The organism is Rhodocytophaga aerolata (assembly GCF_030503435.1).
In the GTDB taxonomy this organism is placed as follows: Bacteria; Bacteroidota; Bacteroidia; order Cytophagales; family 172606-1; genus Rhodocytophaga; species Rhodocytophaga aerolata.
Map to the genome: position 1 here is coordinate 56052 of NZ_JAUKPO010000009.1, position 24806 is coordinate 80857.

The window sequence follows — 24806 nt, forward strand, 5'->3', positions numbered from 1 at the left end:
TTTAATGGCATCTATGAGTAAAGATAGTAAAGGGCATCTGCCACCGCCATGGATAGACAAGTTTCTGCAGTGGCGGCTACCCGAAGAGCAGTTTGAAGAGGTACAAGGCGATTTGCATGAGCTCTATGGGCAATGGGTAGAAGAAATGGGTGAAGGCAAAGCCCGCGGCCGCTACCTGTGGACAGCCCTGACCTTTCTGCGGCCCTTACCTAAAGCTAAAAAATCTCTTTATCCAACATACAGTGATTATTCACAAGCAAATTTTTTCGATATGATCCGTAATTATTTCAAAATAGCTTACCGGAATTTAATCCGCCACAAAAGCTTTTCCTTTCTCAACATTTTAGGACTCACCCTAGGTTTAACAGCCTGTTTGCTGATAGCTTTGTTTGTGCAGGATGAGAGAAGCTTTGATAAATTTGTGCCTGCAGGTGACCGCATCTACCGGGTGTATTATCAAGTGGACAACAATGAAGGAACCAGTGTTATTGCTACTACTCCTCCGGTATTTCCTACCATTTTGCAGCAAAATTTTGCAGAGGTGGAAAGTACGTTACGGGTCTTGAATCATTCGGGAAAAGAGTTGTTTGAGGTAGGGGATAGGGAGGCTTATGAAGAAAGAGGAATTTTCGCGGATTCTACTTTTTTCGACTTTTTTCCACTCTCTTTTACCTTCGGTAGTTCATTAAAAGCCTTGGATGGCCCGACTTCTATTGTGCTTTCTCAGCCAATGGCTCAAAAGTATTTTGGAAACGAAAATCCTGTTGGTAAACAAATTCTAATGGATAAGCAGCCCTTTCAGGTAGCAGGGGTTTTTGCAAGTAATCCCAAATTTCATCTTCAGGTAAACTATATTCTACCTATGTCGGCAACCGGATTATCTGCTGAGCAATTGCAAAGCTGGAGTACCTATAGCCATAATAACTATATAAAATTGAAAGAAGGTACGAATGTAGCTACCTTAGAGACTCAGTTCAGGCAATATACCCAGCCGTATCTTAAGGATGAAGTTTCTACGTTTCTGCCTGTATTTCAACCGTTACATGACATACACCTGTATTCTGCTTCATTTAAATATGATATGGCTGTACGGGGCAACATCACCTATGTAAATGCCTTAACCATTATTGCGCTGTTTATTCTGCTGATCGCATGTTTTAATTTTGTGAATCTGGCGACAGCCAAATCTTTGCAGCGGGCCAAAGAAGTAGGGGTACGGAAAACGGTAGGAGCCACAAGAAAACAGTTGATGGTACAATACATCAGTGAAACCGTGCTACTGGCATTTATCAGTATGATTTTATCGGCTTGCTTTAGCTATTTATTTCTTCCTTCTCTCAACCGTTTTGCCGAAAAGCAGATCTCTTTTGATTTATTTACCAATCCGCTTATGCCGCCTGTTCTTTTGCTATTAGCCTTAACTGTGGGTATACTGGCAGGTTTCTATCCGGCACTAGTCCTATCCGGTTACCAGCCAGTTCGCGTCTTGAAAGGAAATGTGGTGGGAGAGACTAACTTGGGAAAAACACCGTGGCTGCGGCATAGTTTGGTAGTCGTGCAATTTTCTCTGTCGGTACTGCTCATCATCAGCGCAATTGTGGTTATTACTCAGGTAAATTATTTGCACAACAAAAACCTGGGATTTACAAAAGAACAGATCTTGTTTTTCCCCATGCGTGGTGATAACATGTTCAACAACTATGAAACTTTTAAGAACGAGTTATTGAAATCATCCACTGTTTCTTCCGTATCCATTGGCTATGGTTTTCCGGGCGATATGTTTGGCGATGGCTTAATGACAGCCCCTGTGGAAGGAGTGGAGAAAAAACTAAAGGCAACACAGCTAATGATAGACCACGACTATATTCCCACCTTGGGATTACAATTAGTAGCCGGCAGAAATTTTTCCAAAGAGATGTCCACTGATAAAGATGCTGCTTATATCATTAATGAAACCGCTGCCAAAGAGTTAGGATATGCTGTTGCCAGTCAAGCGATTGGGCAAACATTACTCTGGAATACCTGGCGGAAACCAGACTTGGTAAAAAGAGGGAAAGTGATAGGGGTGGTAAAGGATTTTCACTTTAAAAGCTTGTATGATAAAATGGAGCCTGCCGTACTACAAATCTATCCGGAAGCCTACTGGAAAGTAGCCGTAAAGCTAAAAACGGCTCATATGGCCACTGCCTTACCCCATGTGCAAGCTGTATGGAATAAGTTCTCTCCCGACTATCCGATCGAATACCGCTTTCTGGATGAAAGCTTTGAGCAGATGTACAAAGCCGAAGATAAACTTAAATCTTTGTTATGGATCTTTACCTGTATCACTGTTTTTGTGGCTTGCCTGGGTTTGTTTGGCTTAGCAGCTTATGCAGCAGAACGACGGAAGAAAGAGATTGGCATCCGCAAAGTTTTGGGAGCCAGTGTAGAGAGCCTAGTGCTGCTCTTGTCTAAAGAGTTTGTTAAGCTGGTAGCCGTGGCTTTGCTGCTAGCCACCCCCTTAGCCTGGTATGCGATGGACAACTGGCTGCAAGATTTTGCTTACCGTATAGATTTAGACTGGTGGATTTTTGCGTTGGCCGGGGTGCTAGCTTTGCTGATAGCCTTGTTGACGGTCAGTTTTCAATCCATCAAAGCTGCCCTGATGAATCCTGTCAAGTCTTTGCGTAGCGAGTAGCGCCAATGCCAGATTGCTGAAAACTTAAACAATTGCTCTAAGGAAATAGATAGGTAAGAACAGGTAATAATCCGGTATGAAATCAATGACAAAAACCGCTGCTGGTATCTGCAGCAGCGGTTTTTCTAAAAGACGTTTACTTGGTAACCACCTCTACCTGATAAGTTTTAAGAATGCGGCCTGGCCCTTCTTCTTCTTTTTGCTTTTCGGCGAAGGAAATTTTAACACTTCCGGGAGTCACTCCTTTTACCAGAAAAACCATGTTGCCCTTGTCTGGTACGGTGCTGGTAGTAGTTTCCTCGGTAGTATCTGCTTTATCGGTTACATCCACAATTTCCTTGTTTTCAGAAGAACTGGCTACCTGCCAGGTGCTGTCCCGCTGGCTGGTCAGGCGGATTTCTTTAATTTCCCCAACCGCAAGTTTAATTTTCTTGGAAGGTTCAGAAAATGTATAGCCATTTTTCGATGACATGCCTCCACAGGCAGCCAGGCTACAGCAAAACAAGGTTAGTACGACAACAGATACTTGTTTCTGCAGCTTTTGGGTATAGGTAGTGACAAAGGAGTGATGCATAGTTATGTAGTAAGGTCTACCCCTTATTCTATTGGCTTCCGAAAAAGGTTGCATCTATATGCTGTATTATTTAGCAATACAGGCTAAATTCATAGCACACTAGCTACGTATGTGAAAGAAATAGCTAGGTACCCTTACAGCAGAAGAAAGCAAAGATAACCCTTGTTCTCTCCAGGAGCTATTTATCGTAAGTCTGCGAACAAAATATTCCAGGTCTGCTGCTTTCTATGTAGTTTTAATAAATTATTTTTTAAAGATGTTAGACCAGTTAAGAGATAAATTTTCAGGAGAACTTTATTATCAGGATACCACACACCACCTGGCAATGAAAAATGTATATGCCACCGATGCATCCGTTTATCAGGAGCAGCCCCTGGCAGTGGCAATTCCCAGAACCGCAACAGACCTGCAACAACTAATACGCTTCGCCAGCGAACAATCCATCACACTAATACCTAGGGCAGCGGGCACCTCTCTGGCTGGTCAGGTGGTAGGGAAGGGTATTGTAACCGATATATCTAAGTATTTTACAAGCATTCTGGAAGTAAATAAAGCCCAAAAATGGGTACAGGTACAACCAGGCGTTATCCGCGACGACCTGAATGCGTATTTAAAGGAGTATGGGTTGATGTTTGGCCCGGAAACTTCCACAGCCAGCCGGGCCATGATCGGCGGTATGATAGGCAATAACTCCTGTGGGCTGCACTCTATTATCTGGGGAGCCACCAGAGACAATCTGCTGGAAGTAAAAGGATTTCTGGCAGATGGCAGTGAGGTAGTTTTTGGTGAACTAACTAAGGAGCAGTTTCTGGAAAAATGCCGGCTGACTACAGCGGAAGGCAAAATTTACCAGGGGATTTATGCCTTGCTTAGCAAACCCGAAAATAAAGAAGCCATTAAAACAGGATTTCCTAAGGCCTCTATTACCCGACGCAATACCGGATATGCCCTGGATTGTCTGCTCCAGATGGTAGAGTTCCGGGAAGGCAAAACGTTTAATATGTGCAAGCTAATTGCCGGGTCAGAAGGTACCTTGTTTTTTGTTACCGAAGCTAAGCTGAAACTGCTTGATTTGCCGCCCAAAGAAGCGGGCATGGTAGCCGTACATGCCCGCAGCCTGCATGAATCATTACTGGCCAATCTGGTGGCCTTGCGGCATCAGTGTTCCAGCTCCGAACTAGTAGATGACTTTGTGCTGGAGTTTACCAAAACCAATATTGAGCAATCAAAAAACCGCTTCTTCATTGAAGGGGAACCTAAAGCCATTCTGATGGTGGAGTTTTTTGATGATACAGCCACTGGGCTCCTAGCCAAAGCCAATGCCTTAATTGCCGATTTGAAAAAAGAAGGGTTAGGCTATGCACATCCGATTTTGCTAGGAGAAGAATCTAAACGGGCATGGGACCTGAGAAAAGCAGGCCTGGGTTTGTTGCGCAACCTGCCTGGCGATACGCAACCAGTAAACCTGATAGAAGATTGTGCCGTGGATACTCAGGATTTGCCCTCCTATATTGCTGAGTTAGAAGCCTTACTCAAGAGCCATAATGTTACCTACTCCATGTATGCCCATGCCGGTGCCGGGGAATTGCATGTTGAACCCATGATCAACCTGAAAACATCGGATGGAAAAAAACTATTCCGGACTATTCTGGCCGAGACGACGGCCTTGGTAAAAAAATACAATGGTTCCTTAAGCGGCGAGCATGGAGACGGCCGCCTGCGGGGTGAGTTTATCCCCTTTATGATGGGGGAAAAAAACTACGAACTGTTCAAACAGGTTAAAACGATTTTCGATGCTAAAGGCGTATTCAACCGCAACAAAATTGTGGATACGCCGCCTATGAATGAGTTTTTACGGTATGAACAAGATCAGCCGCAGCGGGAAATACCAACAACGCTTGATTTTTCAGAGCAGGAGGGAATTTTGCACTTAGCCGAAAAATGCAGTGGATCAGGCGATTGCCGCAAAACACACATCACTGGAGGTACTATGTGCCCCAGTTTTATGGCCACCCGCAGCGAACGGGATACTACCCGGGCCAGAGCCAACATGTTGAGGCATTTTTATACCAATAACGAGGCTACCAATGTAGAACGGGTAAGTATGGAACAGGTAAAAGATGTACTGGACTTATGCTTGTCTTGCAAAGGTTGCAAATCTGAATGCCCATCGAGTGTGGATGTGGGTAAAATGAAGGCAGAGTTTATGCAGCAATATCAGGAGAAATACGGCGTATCTATGCGGTCCAGGCTGGTGGCTGATTTTACCAAGCAAATGAAAAAAGCTTCCCTGGCTCCTTGGTCTTATAACTTTATATTCAGCAACCCAGCCTTGCGCCGGGCAGCCAATATGGCTGTTGGATTTCACCCGGACCGGACCATGCCGCTGCTGCATAAAACTACGCTGCGTGCCTGGTGGAAAAAACATCACCAGAAAAACACAGGGCCGCGGCCAAAGGGTAAAGTATATATTTTCTGCGATGAATTTACTGATTACAACGATGTAGAAATAGGCCAGAAGATGATCTTGCTGCTACAGAAACTGGGGTATCAGGTAGAATTACCAGAGCATTTGGAAAGTGGCCGTACCTACTTATCTAAAGGTTTAGTAAAAGAAGCAAAACTCATTGCATTACAGAATGTAGGCATGCTGCAAGGTCTGGTAAGTGATGCTACGCCAATCATCGGAATAGAGCCATCGGCTATTTTAACCCTGCGGGATGAGTACCTGGATCTGATGCCTCCCGAACGTAGAGAGGATGCTTCCCGCCTGGCTACGCACACCTTTCTGTTCGATGAGTGGTTTGCCAGGGAAATAGACCGAGGGCATATAACAAAAGAGGTGTTTACTGATGCCAAACGGCTGATTAAACTGCATGGGCATTGTCATCAAAAAGCCTTATCTTCCCTTACATTCACGAAAAAAGCCTTGTCATTGCCTGCTAATTATGAAGTACACCTGATCCCTTCTGGCTGTTGCGGTATGGCAGGTTCGTTTGGCTATGAGAAAGAACATTATGAGGTATCTATGCAAATAGGCGAACTGGTCTTGTTCCCAACTGTCCGGAAACAACCGGCAGACGTAATCATTGCGGCACCAGGTACCAGTTGCCGGCACCAGATAAAAGATGGTACCGGCAGAAAATCCATGCATCCGGCAGAAATTCTGTTTGAGGCATTGAAATAACCAGAGAAAATGTAGGATGAACAGGAGAAAACTTATACGCCGGGTAGCTGCCGGAGGCATTGGCCTGGCCATAGCTCCATCGGTGTACTTTTACAACAAAGCAGAAAATTATATGCCCACCGCTACCAGGTATACTTCCAATCCCGAGCTAAAAACCTTGCTTTCCTCCAAAGAGTGGCCAGGTACACCGCTGGACCAGAAAGGGTTATTTGTGAATGAAGAATATGTATTCTGGCCGAAGTTTGCCGATGTACTCAAGTGGCAAACGGAGAAAAACCCCTACAAAGAAGAAAAGAAAAATGATACCAGCAGGCTAGAGGTGATTAAACATACTTCCCCGGATGTGTTACCTGACAATAGTTTCACCTGGCTGGGTCATGCCTCTTTTCTGATGAAGCTGAACGGGACAAAAATACTGATTGACCCAGTGCTGGAATCACCATCTGTATTGATGAAAAGATACACTGACTTACCTTTTCCAGCAGAAACTTTAAAAGGTATGGACTATATTCTGGTCTCCCATGACCACCGCGACCATTGTGATGAAACTAGTATAAAACGTCTGGCTGGGCAAAACCCTGGAGCCACCTGGCTCTGCGGACTCAGTCTGGATCTACTGCTTAAGAAGTGGACAGGTTCCGATCGAATACAGGCTGCGGGCTGGTACCAGCAATATTTCCTTCAAACTGCCGGATTAAGTATTTATTACTTGCCTTCCAGGCATTGGGCCAGGCGGGGGCTTACCGATACCAATACTACCTTGTGGGGTGCCTTTCTGATTGAATGTAACAACAAAAAAATATATTTTGGTGGCGACAGTGGCTATGGAAAACATGTAGGAATAGTACGCGAGCTTTTTGGTGAAGTAGACTATTATCTGGCTGGTATTGGGGCTTTTGCTCCCCGTTGGTTTATGGGGCCTTCCCACATGCATCCGGAAGAAGCTGTTCGGGCAAGTAACGATCTGCAACCTAAAAACTTGTTACCGATGCATTATGGAACGTTTGATTTATCTGATGAGCCCTTACTAGAACCAGCCCGCATTATCAGGCAACTGAACGAAAATAAGCAGATTACCAGTAAGCTGCTGCTTCCGGCTGTGGGACAGGTAGTGCCTGTGTAACGTTGTATACCATTTAAACTCCTTCAATTTATGCATCTGCAAAAGTTACTGCTTTTTTGTTGTTGTTGGTTGCTTTCTATCAATCTGATGGGACAGGAAAAATACCGCGTCGTGATTATGACCGACATGACGCATGATGATGGCAACTCCCTAATCCGGTACTTGTATTATACACCCTATTTTGATACAGAGGCAATCATTGTAACTCAGCAACTGCCGGATTTCAACTATAACCAGGATGGTCCCTGGAACAAAGTGCAATCCATTTTGAGTGCATATAAACAAGAATACAATCAGTTGAAAAAACACGATGCCCAGTTTCCTACCTATGAAAAGCTGGCAGGAATTACCAAGAAAGGGCGGGGAGCTTTACCGATTCTTTGGCTGACGAATGAAAAGAAGTTTGCCGGAAAAATTGCTGAACGGTACGTAGAAAGTTCCTGGGGTGACATCCGCTTTGCCGACTGGATTGGAGAAGGCAACACACCAAACGGAGAGACCAAAGATTCGGAAGGCAGTGAGTTTTTGCAACAGGTGTTTGATAAGCCCGATAATCGGCCCATTTTCGTACAGATGTGGGGCGGGCCTGTTACCTTCATGCAGGCATTATACCGGTACAGGCAGCGGCAAGGGGAGGAGAAATATCAACAACTGCTGAGCAAATTGCATGTGTTCAGCATTCACCTGCAAGACATTACCTTTGATTATATGCTGGATCTGGATAAAATGCAGGATACCAAATGCCTGAATATGGGCACAGTACGCTCCACGTATGAAGGAGAAAGGGTGCAACCAGGCTGGTTTTTGTATGATGGCAACCACTTCTGGAAATATATCCGGGTGATGAAACAAACAGAAGTGAATGGACATGGACCAATGTCCGATTTGTATGATCATGGGGGAGAGGGTGATACGCCCGCTTTTCTTTATTTGCTGAGTGCCAGATTTGGGTTAAATAATCCTTTAAAGCCCACACAGGGCAGTTGGGGAAGCCGTTTTGTACCGATGAGCGAAGCTTTTCCCGGCAACTACTTTCATACATGCCAGGTAGAGCAGGCTGAACTGGAACGCTGGATACCGCATGTAAAGAATAATTTTCTCAACCGGCTAAAGTATTCTACCAAAGATCCCAAACAAGTAAATCATGAACCAATAGCCCAGGTAAATAAAGATAAAACAACGAAAATACTATCTATCAAAACCAAACCTGGAGCTTCTGTCAATCTGAATGCTTCTAGCTCTACAGATCCGGATGGAAACAAGCTCTCGTTCAAGTGGTACCAGTACAAAACCCACAACAGTTATACTGGAGATATTTCACTAGCAAACCCAGCTGCGGCTCTACAAACAGTTACTCTTCCGCAAGATATAGGAGACAAATCCCTACACCTGATTCTGGAGGTACACGATAATGGTACGCCCTCTCTGGTAACTTACCGGAGAATACTGCTATCAGCTGAGTGAGATGGTATTACATTCTTTGTTTATCAACCTAATTCCTTTATGAGAACCCTATTATTCCTGTGTTGCTACTTGTTTACTTTTTATCTTATTGCTCAGCCTTCATTACAATTTACGGACCCAGGCAAGCAGCGCATTATTGTGCTGACAGATATTACCAATGAACCAGATGATCAGCAATCGCTGGTGCGGTTTCTGGTGTATGCCAATGAATTTGATATAGAAGGTCTAGTAGCAACTACCTCCGTACATCTGAAAAACAAAGTAAGGCAAGACAAAATAGAAGAACTACTAAGTGCATATGGTAAAGTAAGACCTGCTTTAGAAAAACATGCCCAAGGATATCCCACAGAGGCCTATCTCAAAAGCATCACTACCACCCACTTGCCCCTCTATGGTCAGGAAGGAGTAGGAGAAGGGAAAGATTCTAAAGGCTCAGACTTACTAATTCAACGGGCAGATATCGCAGACAGCCGCCCTCTCTGGATTAGCGTATGGGGAGGCGCAAACTGTCTGGCACAAGCCTTATGGAAAGTAAAGCAAACTCGTACCAAAGAAGAAGTTGCAACGTTTGTGGCTAAGCTAAGAGTCTATACCATTTCCGACCAGGATGATTCCGGCCGCTGGATACGGACTAACTTTCCGGACCTTCAATATATTGTAAGCCCGAGTGCAGAAAGCTCCAAAGAGTATTATAGAGCTACCTGGACAGGTATTTCGGGAGACCGGTTTTATAAAAATGGCCCTATGTATAAATTTGAACTGGTGGACAATCCCTGGTTATCGACCCATATCAGCCAGAATCATGGTCCCTTGGGAGCCCTCTATCCAAAAGTAGAATATATTATGGAAGGCGATACTCCCTCGTTTTTAGGGTTGATTAACAATGGCTTAGGCAGTGCTATAAACCCAGGATATGGCGGTTGGGGTGGCAGGTACGATTACTTTAAATCCTATGCAGAAGAAGGCAAAATATGGACGAATACCATCAATTCCGTAGATGAAGTTACGCTGGAAGATGGCCGTAAAGTAGCTTCAGACCAGGCTACTATCTGGCGATGGCGGGAAGCTTACCAGCACGATTTTGCCGCCCGTATGGATTGGTGTGTTGCTGCAACCTTCAAAGAAGCCAACCATAATCCGGTAGTAGTACTGAATGGAAATAAAAGCAAAGGAGTAGCCACTGCAAAGTTTCCTGCCGGAGAAACTGTACGCCTAAGTGCCAAGGGTACGACTGACCCGGATAATCATACGGTGAGTTACCGCTGGTTTGTGTACAAGGAAGCTGGCGGCTATAAAGGAGACTTACCACTTGCTACACCCACAACTGATGAAATTTCGTTCACTATGCCAACATTGGATGCTAATCAAACAATACATATTATCTGTGAAGTGAAAGATAATGGTACGCCAGCCTTGTTTGCTTACCGGAGGATTATTTTGCAGCAATAGGTAATTGCTTTTGGATTATTTTATGAAAGATTGTTGACAGACTATAATTTCCTGCATATTTGTAGCTTGCATTCAGTAAACGTTACTCAGATTTCACTTTTTACATTCATAACCCCCAAAACAGTTATATGCACATAAAAATGATACAATGGCCTGCTACGTTTCTGGCCTCCCTGTTTTTTCTTGCGATCAATGTAGGCTTTGTAACCCATAGTACGGCACAAGTAGGTGTTGGTACCAAAGCGCCCAAAGGGGCAGAAGTGCTCTTTGATGGAAGCCGCAAAATGTTAGACGACAAATGGACCTACTGGCAAGGCCCCAGGTTAGCGGCCAGCCTACCCATAAAATGGCAGATTGTGGAAGATCCGGTGGATAAAGGCACCACCATGAGCAGCAATGATCCGGCAGGAGCAGGTGGCAAATATGGCGCAGCAGATATTGTAACCAAGAAAGAGTTTAAAGACTTCCGCTTACATGTGGAGTTTTATATTGCCAACCCTGGCGGCAACAGTGGGGTTTACCTGCAAAACCGCTACGAAATACAAGTACTGGATGGGGATACTACCTCTCATGGAATGGCTGCTGTTATTAATGAGTCGCCTTCTCCGTACTATGCCTACAATGGGGTGGGCAAATGGAATGCCTATGACATTGTATTCCGGGCGGCCCGTTTTAAAGATGGAAAACGTACCGAGAAAGCCAGGCTAACCATGTATTTCAATGGGAAAAAAGTGCACAACAATCAGGAAATAAACCAGGTTTGGGGCGGACCTAACTCTGGCATGGATGGCGGCAATGATGGAGGAAAAGGCATTACGGATAAGCCAGGCGGAATAAAACTACAAGCAGAGGGCCATGACGTGTTGTACCGCAATATCTGGATACAAGAGCTGGACCTGAAAAAAGCGGATACAAATTTTTAAGGATTACCTGTCAGAATAGAAGTCTGGAAATGTGCCTGGGCTTCTATTCTGACTTTTCTTTTCTGTCCCGCATAGTCTGCAAAATTTGCCGTACTTCGGCTATACGTAGCATCAATCCTGAACGGTACCGCCACGCCTGATATTCCACACTATCAGATTTATGCTGAATCTCATTTTCCAGCTCTTTCAAATATTGCTCACTTAGGCCAATATAATGGGCTATCGTAGCAGGGTCATGGAAACCTCTTCCATCCACCGACACATATACCGGTGTGGTATGGGCTACCCCATTATTTTCTGCAAAACACCGGGCCGCCAGCCAGATTCCCTGCTCTGCCGGAAGTTTTAATTCCAGGGTGAGATGGCCAGAGGTCTGCTTCAGGTCTTTGGCGGTTACCCGGGCAAGTACTTTTCCATGCCTCACAATTTCAAGTGCCTCCAAAGGTTGTTGGGAAGAGTGGCCGAAAGCCTGTGCAGTAATCGTAAGCATTTGCCCTTTTTCTGCCTCTATCTTATCGCCGGGCAAATGGTTGTTCACTTTAAAATCCAGAATAGGACCATTGCTGACAAACGTATGTCCCTTACGTAACCCTTCTTTCCAGCGGCTGTAACTAAATTCTGCTCCGGTATAGGTATAAAAACGGACATTGCCTATCTGAGCTGAATTTTCTGGCTTCCCACCTGAATGATCCTGGCCACACCAGGGAAAATCAGAGCCGGCAATGGCTGTTATGGGTATGCCCATATTTAATAAATGATAATAGTTTTCTTGCATCAGCGGCTGGGAGGAAGCACAATACTGAAGAATTTCCAGGTAATCTAATTTTTTCCGCAAGCCATCTAAGATTAATCCCCGATACCCGTGAAAGGAGTCTCCCCCGTGGGCATAGCCATTTAAGCCTCCCAATATTCCCAGACTGTCAAATACTTTATCGTAATAATAGTAATCTTCCTTCATACGGACTCTGTCAGAGGCGCCGAGGGAAAGAACGTGGCCTAGTTCCGGAGTCCGGGGATCTTCCTGCCCTGGAACAAACATATAGTCTTTCTGCTGATATATTCCTTTTTCACCATAGGCATATTGCGGATAGTAAATCTCCCAAAAGTCTCCCATTCTAAGCATTACCCCCACGTGTATATCTTCTGCTTTAATCCAGGTAGCGAGCAAGGAATCTTCTCTGGGAGACCGCCGGATGTGTATATGTCCATCTGCCGAGTACCACCCCATTTTCGGTGTATCAATCCAGCGGCTGAGGGAATACGTTTGTTTAAACGTTTTTCCTGCTTCTATCCGGATACTGTGGGTTTGAGAGAGGTACTCATTCCCTTTGGCAAGTTGTAGCTGATAATTTCCGGCAGGCAGTTCCAGTTGAAAACTGCCCTCTACATAAAAAGAACTATCGGGCTGAAATCCATACCCATCGGCATGGTCCCATAACCCATACATAATAGCTACTGCCTTAGCTGGTAACTGTTTAACAGCATAGCCGTTTTGGGTAAGTTTCACCCGGACGGCTGTGGGCTGACGGGTATTCTGGTCTTGTACAACAATAGACAAACGTCCTGCTTTGTTTGATTGGGCCATCACCATAGGTAGGCTTAAAACAACCAACAAACCTATACAACAGCCATGCCTGCCTATTGACAACAGAGTTTGAATGATACGCCTGACACGTTGTTTACTAATGTTTTCTTTTCTTAGGTGTTCATGCAGATGGAAGGTGAATAAGCTGTTTTTGCGGAATAAAGAACAGAATAGCGTTAAGTCAGGCATGCATGAATAATTACAGGTGGCTTTGTTTGTGTAAAAATTAGAAAAAATTGAAAGAAATTGCTAATCATCCCCTGTAAATTCCTATAAAATAAATTGTTAGTCCTTGCCGGTCAGGCAAGTAGGGGAATATATTTGTGGGAGTAAATAAATAAAAAAGCCGGGAGGAGGGTCCCGGCGTATGATGAGTAAGAGTAGCTTATTTTGTAGCAGCACCTTGCTGGCTAGGCATCAATTTTAATAACAGTCCCGGACCTTCCGTAATGGCATAAATGTATCCATCCGGACTTTGAGCCACACTTCTGAACCTGGCCATATCTGCAAGTAATTTTTCTTCTTCCACGTATTTAGTACCGTTCAACTGTACACGGGCAATATGCCGGTGAGCCAGAGCACCCACTAACAGGTTTCCTTTCCAGGCTGCATACTTATCACTGGTTACAATAGCCATACCACAGGGAGCAATCGAGGGCACCCAGTACCGCACAGGGTTCTCTATGCCAGGGAGTTCTTGGTTGGGGGTAAGCACACTGCCATCATAATTAATGCCATACGAAGTTTTAGGCCATCCATAGTTTTTTCCTTTTTCAATCAGGTTCAGCTCATCGCCTCCCTTGGGGCCATGTTCTACAGCCCATACCAGGTTATTGGCCGCATCGTAGACCATGCCTTGCGGATTTCTATGGCCGTAAGTCCAGATAGAGGCGTTGGCATTTGCTTGCCCGGAAAATGGGTTGTCTTGCGGAATGCGGCCATCATCAAAAATTCTGTGAATTTTGCCATGGTCGTTGTTCAGTTCCTGTACTTTAGGCTGGGTTCCTCTTTCCCCTACACTGAAAAACAGGAAATTGTCTTTATCAAAAACAATCCGGCTGCCATAGTGGAAATTTGCAGAAATATAGGGTTTTGCTGTAAAAATGTCGCTGAATTCCGTTACCTGATTGCCTTGCAGTTTAAATCTGGCAATGGCCGTGGTGGCACCTCCCTGTACTGGTTTTGAGTAAGAAATATAAATCCATCCGTTACTCTGGTAGTTGGGGTGTAGTTTAATATCTAACAAGCCACCCTGGCCGGCATCCGATACTTTGGGAACACCGGAAAGTTTTTCGCCGGTGTATTTATCCTCTTTAAAAACCAGGATCTCTCCGGATTTTTCCGTTACCAGCAACCGCCCGTCTGGGAGCCAGGCCATACCCCAGGGATTTTTAAAGTCTTCATATAGTTTCTGGGGAGTAATTTCCAGGATAGCCGAGGTTGTATCAGTGGGCGTGGGATCAGGGGTTTCTTCTGTTGCCTTATCCACTGCTTCGCAGGCAGATAAATTTCCTAACAACAGGAAAAGGTAGACGATGTATATAGATAATTTTTTCATTAGGTAAATTTTTAGAATAAACGTCAAACATACACTATTGTTTAACGCAAAAAGTACACGTATATTGAAAGTAGTAGCTGTGTATTCACTTTTGGCCCAGGTCAGGATATTTATAGGCGTCACCATCATTCACTTATCTATGGTATTACTTATACTTGCTTCTGTTGGTAGTATGCTGCTTGCATATTATGCTATTCATAAAATATCTATCTGGTATTCGGAGAAAGGTATTGCCGACCTGAGCGATGCCAATTTTAGGTTGAAAAAAGATGTAGCTATCAGCCGAAAAAGGGCGCTGCAATTACAGCAAAGCTTACATGAAGTAAAAGAATCGATGGAATTGCTACAACTGGAGCGGGAAACTTTACTCACGAAACAATATGAATTGCTATACTATCAGAAAGAAAATCTGCAAAAGTGGCTAGAGGAAGATGAAGCCAAAAATTAGCAACAACTCCATACAATAAAAAAGCTCAGCCCCACTAAGAGGCTGAGCTTTTTTATTGTATACATGTTTGGCAGTAGCTAAGACATGCATAGGTGGAATAGTTTAAAGGATTACCAAGATCATAGGCAAGGCTGATATTGCTCATCAAAAAGTTTTCATTTCTACCCCAATTTTGAATTGTCAAAGGAAATAAACGCAACCTTATCAGATACAAACAATCATATTCTACACATTCTTAATCTTTACCATTATGAAACCGAGAAACCTATATATGTTAGCAGCCGCCTTGTCATTTGGAGGCGTAGCTATGGGACAGCAAAGAGACCTGCAATACTGGAGACCGTATGATCAGCGCGGCGTGAATGTATTTGAAACATCCAAACAAGATACTATTGGCTTTACCGATCAGCGGGTAAGAATAGGCGGCCACTTCACGCAGCAGTTTCAGGGTTTGCGTCACAGCAACCAGGCTGAAGCAAATGTGGTGAACGGGGTTAACCTGAATGAGCTTAAACGGATCGGCAATGGCTTTAACTTAGCAACGGCCAACCTGATTATAGATGCTCAATTGGAAGATGGTATCCGTGTACACCTGGCTACGTATCTTTCTTCCCGCCACCACCAGGAAACCTGGGTAAAAGGAGGCTATATTCAATTTGATAAGCTGCCTTTCTTCAAAAGTGCCCTGGCCGATAAAATTATGGAGAACGTAACCATCCGTATCGGACATATGGAAATAAACTATGGCGATGCTCACTTCAGAAGATCTGATAATGGCAATGCCGTGTATAATCCCTTTGTTGAAAACCTGATCCTGGATGCGTTTACAACAGAAATTGGGGGAGAAGTATATTATCAGAAAAATGGTTTCCTGGCTATGGGTTCTATTACAGGTGGGGAAGTAAAAGGAGACATTACTCAACCTGAAAAACGTTCTCCCGCCTATATTGGTAAAATCGGCTATGACAAACAATTGAATGAAAAGCTGAGAGTACGGCTGACTGGTTCTGTATATGGCAAAGAAAAGTCTGTAAGCAATACCTTATACAGCGGAGATAGAACAGGTTCCAGATATTACCTGGTGATGGATAATGTAAATGCCACTACCAGTGCCCAGTTCACTTCCGGTAGATTCAGCCCAGGATATGCAGATAAACTGATGGCTTTTGTGGTGAACCCATTCGTGAAAGTTGGCGGATTAGAAGTATTTGGTAACCTGGAATTTGCTTCCGGCCGAGGCCATGGCGAACCTGCCAACCGGGAAACCAAACAGTATTCAGCCGAAGCCATTTACCGGTTCCCACAAGGCAGTGAACGTTTCTTTATCGGTGGCCGCTACAACACCGTAGAAAGCAATTTAAAAGATATGACTGCCCCCATTACTATTAACCGGGTACAGGCATCTGGCGGATGGTTCGTAACCAAAAATATCTTAGCTAAGGTAGAATATGTAGATCAGCAATATAAAGGTTTCCTGCCATCTGACATTCGCCACGGAGGCCGATTCAATGGCCTGATGTTCGAAGCAGTACTTGGCTTCTAACCAGAAAGAGACATACTCGTTTACCTAATTCAAAGTCCCTTCCGGCAGAGGCTACAACCAAGGTGTAGAACAATGCAAGAAGGGACTTCTTATTTTACCAGTAGATACCTTACCCATGAATCCGATCCATTTTGCCATGAGTTGTTTGCTGCTATTTATTCCTCAAGGAATTTTGCCTGCGCATCTTCTTCCATATAACGCACCAGTAGAGCAGAGTTACCGGGTTATACTTTCCGATGAGAGTAAGTTATCCATCGTAGGCCGGACCAACATCAGTCAGTTTACCTGTAAGTACACGCAAACCATAGAGCCCGATGTACTGGATGTATATGTACGGCAGGAGAAGGATGGCCTGGTTTTTTCTAACGCCTTCATCCTGCTGCAAACTATGTATTTTAAAGCTGGTCCTTCGCAGATGAATCAGGACCTGCAAACATTTCTGAAGGTAAAAGAGTATCCTACTGCCACTATACGGCTGCTAAAGCTCCGGCTGACAAAAGCACAACTAGCCGATAGCCAGTTACAAAAAGCTATGTCTGAAATGGAAATTACCCTGGCCGGTGTTACAAAAACCTATGAAATACCAGTCAGCATTAGCAGAAATGGGGAAGAACGCTTGTTAAGTGGAGGCCTGGAGCTGAATATCTGTGATTTTAATCTGGAGCCCCCAGTAGTGATGATGGGCATGATCCGGGTAAAAGAGGCTGTGAAAGTGAATTTTATGTTACGGGCATGTATTGAAAAAAACATCATCAATTAATAGTTCCGCTTTCTTGTACCGCCTAAGCCTGAAGTATCCAGTTCAGGCTTTTTGTTTAATGTAGCAGGTAAAAAGCAGTATACAAACAGATTCATTAATATATTTGCACCACAGCAAGAATAAACCAGCTTCCAATGATACAACAAACAACCGATTCCCTGAAATTATGGCAATTCCATAACTTATCTCAACACAAAGGGATAAAGCATTTTATATCAGGGCGTTCTGGAGGGGTGAGTGAAGGAGAAATTGGGTCACTTAATTTGAGTTTCCGGGCAGGCGATACCAGGGAAAATGTACAAGAGAACCGCAGCAGGCTGGCGTATGCATTGGGCATTTCACCAGAGCAACTTTTTTTTCCGGCCCAGACGCATAGCATTCACGTAAAAAAAGTAGAGCCAGGCACCCAGTCAGCTTCTTTAACCGATACAGATGCCTTAGTAACAAATTCTCCTGGTCAATGTATTTGTGTCATGTCTGCTGATTGTGTGCCCATCCTGTTGTACGATCCGGTGAAAGAGGCTGTGGGTGCGGTGCATGCCGGATGGCGGGGAACAGTAGGCAAAATAGTGACGGCTACGGTGCAGGCCATGCAGCAAGAGTTTGGAACAAAGCCTGCTGACCTTATTGCTGGAATAGGCCCTTCTATTTGTCCGGAAGTATATCAGATAGGAGAGGAGGTGATAGAAGCCGTTTTGCAAACTTTTGGGAAAGAGGCTAATTTAATCTCTAACCAGAATGGAGAAGGAAAAGGCTATTTTAACTTGTGGGAGGCTAACCGCATTCAGTTGCTAAACTTGGGTGTACAGCCCACCTCTATTGAAGTGGCTGGCATTTGTACCTATCAGCAAAGCGATCAGTTTTTTTCTGCCAGAAAATCTGGCAACCGGGCCGGCCGATTTGCAGCTGGTATACTCATCTGCCCTGAATAAAAGTCTGTTGCCTGGGCTTATTTCCCCAGAATAACTGTTTTTAGAATGGGGTGTCCAGTAGCTGAGATGCCTTCAATCCGGATTTCCATAGTACTTGTAACATCAGAGTTAGAAAAAGATATGTTGGCTTTGCCATTTTCATCCGTGTAAAGAAGCGGCTCCCAATATAAGGTAGCTCTGTGATCTGGCTTTACGTTTTCTTCTTTCTCTACTTCATAGTCTGGTGAGTAAAACTCTCTGGGATAATTAAATCCAGTTACCTGAATTTTTTTCATCCCTTCGGTCGTGGGCATCTGGGCCGAAAATTTCCCTTTTTTGGTATAAATAGCAATTACGCCGTTGCCTCCCCGCACACCATACATACTGGCACTGGCCCCTTTCAGTATTTCAATGCGGGAAACATCCATAGGGTTAAAACTCATCAAAGCTGTTCCTTCCAAATCCTGAATGGGCATACCATCCATCAGGTAAAGGGGTTGTGTTGAAGAATTAAACGAAGAAGCATTGCGTATCTTAACATTGTAGGCATTGGGATTTTCGGCATCTCTGGTCACTTGTACACCTGCCAGCCTGCCTGAAAACAACTCATAAATGTTAGAAGCTGTTGGAAATTTTTCATCAATAATCAATACATCATCGGCTTGGCTATGAAGGCGGTGTACTCCGGCAGACTCACTGGGTGTCGGCGTAACTTTCTTACCTTTCACTACTACCTCTTCCAGCATTTTGGTGTCGAACATGGCGTAGGCGCTATCTATCTGACTCCGGGTTCTGGCACTTTTAATATAAGTCAAGGCATAACTTGTTACGTCTAAGTTTTTTACCGGAAACTTTGGGGGCATAATCTTAGGAATTAGCATTGTATCCAGCTGAAGGGTAGCCTCCGTTTTTCTGCTTTTGGCATCTTTTGCTTCATACATTACCGTAGCTGTATTCATAAAATCATAAGTAGGTAGTACAAAGCGGCCATCGGCTCTGGTGGTTGTTTCCTGAGGCATGGAATACAAAGTGTCGATTGGAATAAATGTTAGTTTGGTGTTGCTTAAAGGAAGTACTTTTTTCCGGGAAGTGGTAAGGGCTTGCCCACTGATTACCAAGCCTTTCTCGTTGGCGTAGCTAACTGGCGCACGTTGCCCTGCGATAATCGGTTGCCAGGTAAATCTACGCCATCCCTGGGTCAGCAAAAGATTATCCAGGTCTTCCGGGCGGCCAACCTGATTGCCCTGAAAATAGTAACTTGGGGATTCGATGTATCCCTTTAGATCAGAGGTAAGCAGCAAATAGGAAAGGATATGTTCTTGTGTGCTATCGGGCGGAATTTGCTGCGCATCGGTTACCGACAGAGATACCGTCGCGGCTACTGGGTTTCCGGATGCATCGCTAAAAGTCAGTTCTATTTCAGCCGGTTCCCGGGGTTCGTATTTTTCCTGGTTGGCTTGCAGATTCACTGAAACTTCTGTTCCGTTATCATGCACAAAAAGGAGACGTTCGCATAAAGGTTTCCCTTCGGACGTAAAAAGGGTAAGCTGGCAAATGCCATCCGGAAACTTTGCTATAGGGATTTCTATAAATGCAACACCATTGGTTAATTTTTCATCATGGGTATAGTAAATTCTTCCCCTAGTCTGGCCAACCAGTGTTATGGTTTCCTGCCTGTATTTACTGGAGCTAAGGATTTTCACTTCTACCTTTCCGGAATCAGGCAGAGAAGCAGTAAGGGTAATGCCTTCAGCTTGTATTTCAGGCAAAGCAGTAATCAGACTTCCGGCTGTGCTTTCACAAACTGCCTGATACTTTTTGCCTGGCAATGGCTTAAAATAAAAACTACCCATCCCCAGAGCATTGCTTTCAAACGAAACTATTTTATTTCCTTCCTCATCCATGACAGTCCCCTTTATGGCAAGCCCTTTTCCATTCGGACCTAGTGCCTTAAAACCTACCCGGCTGGCTATATTCCGGACCAGATTGCCTCCTTCCGGAAAAAACTGTACAGCCAGGGCTTTACTAGTTGTTTGAGCAAGATTTTGTGTGGCAATAGGTTGTTTCTGGTGGATATGATAAATTTCAATCGGTTTGTCGAAAAAATAGTCTGGCGCAGCGTTCTGCATCCAGTTAGTGTAGGCCCTCAGTCTGTATACGCCGGTAGGCAGCAGTGTGGGAAGAGCCAGGTTTCCTGCTGCCCTCCCGTCTATTACTTTAATCTTTTGCTGATTGATCTGCTTCCCCTCCGGAGAAATTAAGTCTATGTAAGCTACCTGGCTTTCCGGATACAAGCCATGGCTGCTGGCATCTACCAGGTAGGCACTGTACCATAGCATTTCGCCACTTACATAGAAGTTTTTATCCAGGTGCAAGTAGATTTTTTGTTCAGCCTGCAAAGTGTTCCATCGAACCAATCTGGCTTGTAAGCTATCCAGAAAGGAAGTTGCTGCCACAGCATTTGCATCTTGTGCAGCAAGGCTACCGGCAGGCAAATAATCAAAGGGGAGCATATCGGCTACGCCTTCTTTCACCAGATATCCGGTTAATTCATATGAGGAGGGATCATACGCTTGTCCCATGGAATTGAGTTCAATAAAGGCCTTTCTGATGCGTATTCTCGATACCTGAAATGGCGCATCTTTGTACGGAGAATTGCGGTCGTTTGCTTTGATATAAATAATTTCAATTTTACCCGGAAATACCATTCGTTTCTCAAAATTGAATGGGCCGGGAAACAATACTTTCGCCGGGATAAGTTTTGACAGTGTGTTTCCGGTTTCCTGCGATAAAAACCGGTGCATGGATTGTACATTTTCTATCGGATCACGTTCTACCTTATAGGCCAGAAAACCTTCCGCTTCCCAGGTATTATCAATCAGGCTTTTAAAGAAATGCCGGATAGACCCCATGTAAGCATCCCGGCGGTTCTTTTTCCATCGTTGCTCTTCCCGGGTATTTTCAGCTTTCAGTTCCTCAAACTTGGTTTCACCCAGGTACAGGGCGCCGGTTTTGCTCAGTTCAAATTGTTTGAGGTAATAAATTAGTTTATAGCCCAGTGCTCTGTTTTCTATTTCCAATGGCTGGGTGGCTGTGGCGGTCAGGGTGCTTTCAGTTTCGTTAAATTCAAGTACCCAGGGATTTAATATTTTGCATAAAGGTGCATTAACCGTTTCGCCCAGTATATTCCGTTCAAACCGGCGGTAAAGCCGTTGCCAGGTTTTATCTTGCTTTGCTTGTACCCGTACTTCGCCCAGCACTTGTTCAACCGGAGAAAGAGAGATGTTCAACTCAAGGGTAGATATAGATTCTGTGCGGAGCGCCCGTTTGTAAGGGGTAAAGCCTACATAAGAAACAATGAGTTCGGAATTACCCAGCGGAACACCGGGTAAGGTATAATATCCTTGCTCATCGGACGTAGTGCCTACTGTGCTGTTGTTCAGGAATACGTTAGCAAAGGGAATCGGTTCACCATTATCCGCCTGGGTAATTCTGCCTTTAACACTACCGGTTTTTAATGTATCGGCTGCAACTGGCTGGGATTGCTGGTAGGAGAGGGCCCGTGCGTTATGCGTGGAAAGAAAAAGCCAGAGGAAGAAGGAGTAATATAGTAAAAGTTTGGTTATCATAGCTATAACCCTAAACCCTTAGAGTTTAAGAATAAGTAGTTTGCTTAGGTAAAATAAATTCGTGTATAGTAAGTTACGAATTTTTATCTGAAGTATAGTATCCAAACATTCAGCTACAGGCTATAACTACCGGTCACTGCTTTGAAACGGTCGGTCACTAATTATTGACAGAAAGTGATGGATCAGACTGATGAGTAATAACTATTCATTACTCATTACTCATTAGTCATTACTCATTGTTCACTCTTTCCCAGGTTACAAAGTCGAAGGCATAGTCGTGTTTTTCATCCTTGGGGAACGACTGACGGGCCGTTTCTTTCCATTCATTTTTGGAGAACTCCGGAAACAGAGCATCTCCTTCCGGGGCAGCTTTCACTTCGGTTAAATACATCTTATTGGCCAGAGGCAATGCTTGGGCATAGATCTGCGAGCCACCAATGACGTAAATTTCCTCATCCAGTTTTCTGGCTTCCTGTATGCCTTCATTCAGGGAATGTACGACTATACAGGATTCCTGCTGGTACTGCTCATCGCGGGTAATAATTATGGAAGTCCGTCCTGGCAAGGGCTTGCCCAGAGATTCAAACGTTTTTCTTCCCATAATGATCGGATGGCCTAAGGTAAGTTCTTTAAAGTGTTTAAAATCTTTCGGCAAGCGCCAAACCAGGTCGTTGTCTTTACCAATTACCCGGTTTTGTGCATGGGCAGCTACAAGGATTATTTGCATATAGAAAATGGGTTGATTAAATAGCTCAATGGATTAGTATGATTTTCAATTCTCTAGTCTGCCTCACAAGGTATTTCCCCGTAGAAACTCTGCTGTCTTCATTTTTTTCTTCCCTTCCTGTTGCAGTTCGTCAATAGCTACCCAGCCATCCTGGGTTCTTATCCGGATGTATTCCTTAGAATCGGTAACTATGGTACCTGGCGTTGCCATACTGTTTTCTGAAGAAATACCTTTTATAGCATATATCTTATAAAACTTATCCTGAAGAGTAGTCCAGGCTGTAGGGTAGGGAGAAAGGCCCCTGACAAAATCATATACTTTTTTAGCAGGTTGGTTCCAGTTAATTTCACAGGTTTCTTTGTAAATTTTGGGAGCTGTTTTAATAGATTCACCAAGCTGCTGGGGAATCTGCGGATACGTGCCTGATTCTATGGCCTGTACCGTTTGTAAAACTAACCGGGCACCTTTTTGCCTCAACCGTTCATATAATCTGCCGGCAGTATCGTGTTCATAAATAGGCTCTTTCTCCTGAAAGATAATATTGCCTGTATCTATTTCATGTTTCAGAAAAAAAGTAGTAAGGCCAGTCTCCGTTTCACCATTGATAATTGCCCAGTTAATGGGAGCGGCACCGCGGTATTGGGGCAATAGGGAAGCGTGCAGGTTGAATGTGCCTATTTCGGGCATATTCCAGACCGCTTCCGGCAGCATCCGGAAGGCCACCACAATCTGCAGGGTAGCTCCGTAACTTTTAAGCTCTTCAATAAATTCCGGCGATTTTAAGTTGGTAGGTTGAAGCACCGGAATATGATATTTTACAGCTACTTCCTTCACCGGCGATGGGGTTAGCTTTAACCCTCTGCCGGAAGGTTTGTCGGGTGCGGTAATAACGGCCACAACCGGGTAGTTATGTTGTAGTAATATTTCCAGGCTGGGAACAGCAAATTCTGGTGTTCCCATAAAAATAATTTTTAAGGTAGAATCCATAGTTTATCTTGTATACGCAAGCAATAGTGCCAGCTAAAAACGGTGGTCTGAATATTAAACTATTAAATGAAAAATTTATAAATTTTGTAGGCACTACTTGCCATGTTAGGCAATAATTAGTAAGTTTAACTTTCCAAAATCGAAAATACAATTGATAACTTATTCTGATAAACAATTTTCGGGTTTTGATTGATTTTCTACAACTATCAATTGCAGATTGTAGTATTGTAGAACGGCTAAATCAAATTTGCCGTTCTTTTTTATTGTATCATATTAAACGGTTTTAACCATATGGCATCCAAAATTTCGTATTACACTGAGGAAGGCTTACAAAAACTAAAAGATGAGCTGAATGAACTTAGAATTAGAGGGCGGGCTGACATTGCCCGGCAGATCGCAGAAGCAAGGGATAAAGGAGACTTAAGCGAAAATGCAGAATATGATGCAGCCAAAGATGCACAAGGCTTATTGGAATTGAAAATTTCTAAGTTAGAGGAGGTGGTTGCCAATGCCCGAATAGTGGACGAATCCACGATAGATACTTCCCAGGTTTCTATTTTATCCAAAGTGAAAATTAAAAACAAAAAAAACGGTACCACCGTGTGTTATACCTTAGTCTCTGAAGAAGAAGCTGACCTTAAGTCGGGTAAAATCTCTGTACAGTCACCGATAGGAAAAGGCTTGCTAGGCAAAAAAGTTGGCGAAACCGCTGAAATTAAAGTGCCTGCCGGCATGATGACCTTTGAAGTAGTAGAAATTGACAGATAAATGATTAATGACTATTGTCTAAATAGTAATCATTCACCACTAATCAGTACAAAATGGCCACCTTGTTCACCAGAATTATTAACGGAGAAATCCCTTGTCATAAAATTGCAGAAGACGACCGGTATCTGGCTTTTCTGGATATTAATCCGGCGGCGGTGGGGCATACGTTGGTTATTCCCAAAGCAGAGGTAGATTATATTTTTAATCTGGATGATGATACATATACTGGGCTTATGTTATTTGCAAAAAAGATTGCACCGGCTTTAGCCAAGTCTGTTCCTTGCCTGCGTATTGGAGTTGCCGTTATCGGCCTGGAAGTACCGCATACCCATGTGCATCTGATTCCACTCAATACTATGAACGACATTAATTTCAGTAAACCTAAACTCAAACTGAGCCAGGAAGAACTGGCCGCCACTGCCGAAAAAATACGGCAAACCTTAGGTAATGGGTAAGGATGATTGACAAATAAATAGTTTGCCCGTAGGATGGA

At 44.0% G+C, this 24806-nt stretch carries 18 protein-coding genes; 12 read left to right on the forward strand and 6 right to left on the reverse strand.

Translation table 11 applies throughout. The features are described 5' to 3' along the window. The first annotated feature begins 13 nt into the window (after window positions 1-13). Window positions 14-2677 (forward strand): ABC transporter permease, encoded by a 2664-nt coding sequence (locus Q0590_RS16750; protein WP_302038727.1) that lies wholly within the window; start codon window positions 14-16, stop codon window positions 2675-2677. A 136-nt stretch (window positions 2678-2813) separates the two neighbouring features. Here the strand turns inward: Q0590_RS16750 and Q0590_RS16755 are convergent, their stop codons facing one another. Further along, window positions 2814-3251, reverse strand: coding sequence for a protease inhibitor I42 family protein (locus Q0590_RS16755; protein ID WP_302038728.1), 438 nt, complete (start codon window positions 3249-3251; stop codon window positions 2814-2816). Window positions 3252-3507: 256 nt separating this feature from the next. On the opposite strand from Q0590_RS16755, the gene Q0590_RS16760 reads away from it, so the two are divergent. From Q0590_RS16760 to Q0590_RS16780, 5 genes are all read left to right on the forward strand, one after another. Then, window positions 3508-6438 (forward strand): FAD-binding and (Fe-S)-binding domain-containing protein, encoded by a 2931-nt coding sequence (locus Q0590_RS16760; RefSeq protein WP_302038729.1) that lies wholly within the window; start codon window positions 3508-3510, stop codon window positions 6436-6438. Window positions 6439-6454: 16 nt separating this feature from the next. Further along, on the forward strand, window positions 6455-7561 hold the full coding sequence (locus Q0590_RS16765; RefSeq protein ID WP_302038730.1) for an MBL fold metallo-hydrolase: 1107 nt from the start codon (window positions 6455-6457) through the stop codon (window positions 7559-7561). A 30-nt stretch (window positions 7562-7591) separates the two neighbouring features. Then, window positions 7592-9025: a DUF1593 domain-containing protein gene (locus Q0590_RS16770; protein WP_302038731.1), complete on the forward strand. Its 1434-nt coding sequence runs from the start codon at window positions 7592-7594 to the stop codon at window positions 9023-9025. Between the two features lie 39 nt (window positions 9026-9064). Further along, the gene (locus Q0590_RS16775; protein ID WP_302038732.1) at window positions 9065-10474 is read left to right on the forward strand and encodes a nucleoside hydrolase-like domain-containing protein; all 1410 of its coding nucleotides are present in this window, start codon (window positions 9065-9067) and stop codon (window positions 10472-10474) included. Between the two features lie 128 nt (window positions 10475-10602). Beyond that, entirely contained in the window at window positions 10603-11397 is a 795-nt protein-coding gene (locus Q0590_RS16780) for a 3-keto-disaccharide hydrolase (protein WP_302038733.1), read from the forward strand. Between the two features lie 43 nt (window positions 11398-11440). Here Q0590_RS16780 and Q0590_RS16785 read toward each other — a convergent pair whose 3' ends face one another. Together Q0590_RS16785 and Q0590_RS16790 are read right to left on the reverse strand one after the other, a co-directional pair. Further along, window positions 11441-12982 carry a CehA/McbA family metallohydrolase gene (locus Q0590_RS16785; protein WP_302038734.1) on the reverse strand — a complete coding sequence of 514 codons (1542 nt, stop codon included), beginning with the start codon at window positions 12980-12982 and terminating at the stop codon, window positions 11441-11443. 385 nt (window positions 12983-13367) lie between these two features. Further along, window positions 13368-14540: a PQQ-dependent sugar dehydrogenase gene (locus Q0590_RS16790; protein WP_302038735.1), complete on the reverse strand. Its 1173-nt coding sequence runs from the start codon at window positions 14538-14540 to the stop codon at window positions 13368-13370. 139 nt (window positions 14541-14679) lie between these two features. Between Q0590_RS16790 and Q0590_RS16795 the strand changes: the two genes are divergently transcribed. From Q0590_RS16795 to pgeF, 4 genes are all read left to right on the forward strand, one after another. Next, window positions 14680-14988 (forward strand): hypothetical protein, encoded by a 309-nt coding sequence (locus Q0590_RS16795; protein WP_302038736.1) that lies wholly within the window; start codon window positions 14680-14682, stop codon window positions 14986-14988. Between the two features lie 250 nt (window positions 14989-15238). Beyond that, window positions 15239-16531, forward strand: coding sequence for a hypothetical protein (locus tag Q0590_RS16800; protein WP_302038737.1), 1293 nt, complete (start codon window positions 15239-15241; stop codon window positions 16529-16531). Window positions 16532-16646: 115 nt separating this feature from the next. Further along, window positions 16647-17291 carry a YceI family protein gene (locus Q0590_RS16805; protein ID WP_302038738.1) on the forward strand — a complete coding sequence of 215 codons (645 nt, stop codon included), beginning with the start codon at window positions 16647-16649 and terminating at the stop codon, window positions 17289-17291. Between the two features lie 134 nt (window positions 17292-17425). Further along, the gene (pgeF, locus tag Q0590_RS16810) at window positions 17426-18223 is read left to right on the forward strand and encodes a peptidoglycan editing factor PgeF (protein WP_302038739.1); all 798 of its coding nucleotides are present in this window, start codon (window positions 17426-17428) and stop codon (window positions 18221-18223) included. A gap of 17 nt (window positions 18224-18240) precedes the next feature. On the opposite strand, the gene Q0590_RS16815 is transcribed toward pgeF, so the two are convergent. From Q0590_RS16815 to fmt, 3 genes are all read right to left on the reverse strand, one after another. Beyond that, entirely contained in the window at window positions 18241-21831 is a 3591-nt protein-coding gene (locus Q0590_RS16815; RefSeq protein ID WP_302038740.1) for a carboxypeptidase-like regulatory domain-containing protein, read from the reverse strand. 229 nt (window positions 21832-22060) lie between these two features. Then, window positions 22061-22558, reverse strand: a complete 498-nt coding sequence (locus Q0590_RS16820; RefSeq protein ID WP_302038741.1) for a dihydrofolate reductase — start codon at window positions 22556-22558, stop codon at window positions 22061-22063. 63 nt (window positions 22559-22621) lie between these two features. Then, on the reverse strand, window positions 22622-23545 hold the full coding sequence (gene fmt, locus Q0590_RS16825; RefSeq protein WP_302038742.1) for a methionyl-tRNA formyltransferase: 924 nt from the start codon (window positions 23543-23545) through the stop codon (window positions 22622-22624). 291 nt (window positions 23546-23836) lie between these two features. On the opposite strand from fmt, the gene greA reads away from it, so the two are divergent. Further along, complete coding sequence (gene greA, locus Q0590_RS16830; RefSeq protein WP_302038743.1) at window positions 23837-24313, forward strand: transcription elongation factor GreA; 477 nt, start codon at window positions 23837-23839, stop codon at window positions 24311-24313. Window positions 24314-24366: 53 nt separating this feature from the next. Beyond that, on the forward strand, window positions 24367-24768 hold the full coding sequence (locus tag Q0590_RS16835) for an HIT family protein (RefSeq protein ID WP_302038744.1): 402 nt from the start codon (window positions 24367-24369) through the stop codon (window positions 24766-24768). Window positions 24769-24806: the final 38 nt, after the last annotated feature.

Excerpts from the sequence above, each read along its gene's own strand:
- Q0590_RS16750 (WP_302038727.1), top strand. The coding sequence starts at position 14 with ATGAGTAAAGATAGTAAAGGGCATCTGCCACCGCCATGGATAGACAAG.
- Q0590_RS16755 (WP_302038728.1), bottom strand. The coding sequence starts at position 3,251 with ATGCATCACTCCTTTGTCACTACCTATACCCAAAAGCTGCAGAAACAA.
- Q0590_RS16760 (WP_302038729.1), top strand. The coding sequence starts at position 3,508 with ATGTTAGACCAGTTAAGAGATAAATTTTCAGGAGAACTTTATTATCAG.
- Q0590_RS16765 (WP_302038730.1), top strand. The coding sequence starts at position 6,455 with ATGAACAGGAGAAAACTTATACGCCGGGTAGCTGCCGGAGGCATTGGC.
- Q0590_RS16770 (WP_302038731.1), top strand. The coding sequence starts at position 7,592 with ATGCATCTGCAAAAGTTACTGCTTTTTTGTTGTTGTTGGTTGCTTTCT.
- Q0590_RS16775 (WP_302038732.1), top strand. The coding sequence starts at position 9,065 with ATGAGAACCCTATTATTCCTGTGTTGCTACTTGTTTACTTTTTATCTT.
- Q0590_RS16780 (WP_302038733.1), top strand. The coding sequence starts at position 10,603 with ATGCACATAAAAATGATACAATGGCCTGCTACGTTTCTGGCCTCCCTG.
- Q0590_RS16785 (WP_302038734.1), bottom strand. The coding sequence starts at position 12,982 with ATGGCCCAATCAAACAAAGCAGGACGTTTGTCTATTGTTGTACAAGAC.
- Q0590_RS16790 (WP_302038735.1), bottom strand. The coding sequence starts at position 14,540 with ATGAAAAAATTATCTATATACATCGTCTACCTTTTCCTGTTGTTAGGA.
- Q0590_RS16795 (WP_302038736.1), top strand. The coding sequence starts at position 14,680 with ATGGTATTACTTATACTTGCTTCTGTTGGTAGTATGCTGCTTGCATAT.
- Q0590_RS16800 (WP_302038737.1), top strand. The coding sequence starts at position 15,239 with ATGAAACCGAGAAACCTATATATGTTAGCAGCCGCCTTGTCATTTGGA.
- Q0590_RS16805 (WP_302038738.1), top strand. The coding sequence starts at position 16,647 with ATGAATCCGATCCATTTTGCCATGAGTTGTTTGCTGCTATTTATTCCT.
- pgeF (WP_302038739.1), top strand. The coding sequence starts at position 17,426 with ATGATACAACAAACAACCGATTCCCTGAAATTATGGCAATTCCATAAC.
- Q0590_RS16815 (WP_302038740.1), bottom strand. The coding sequence starts at position 21,831 with ATGATAACCAAACTTTTACTATATTACTCCTTCTTCCTCTGGCTTTTT.
- Q0590_RS16820 (WP_302038741.1), bottom strand. The coding sequence starts at position 22,558 with ATGCAAATAATCCTTGTAGCTGCCCATGCACAAAACCGGGTAATTGGT.
- fmt (WP_302038742.1), bottom strand. The coding sequence starts at position 23,545 with ATGGATTCTACCTTAAAAATTATTTTTATGGGAACACCAGAATTTGCT.
- greA (WP_302038743.1), top strand. The coding sequence starts at position 23,837 with ATGGCATCCAAAATTTCGTATTACACTGAGGAAGGCTTACAAAAACTA.
- Q0590_RS16835 (WP_302038744.1), top strand. The coding sequence starts at position 24,367 with ATGGCCACCTTGTTCACCAGAATTATTAACGGAGAAATCCCTTGTCAT.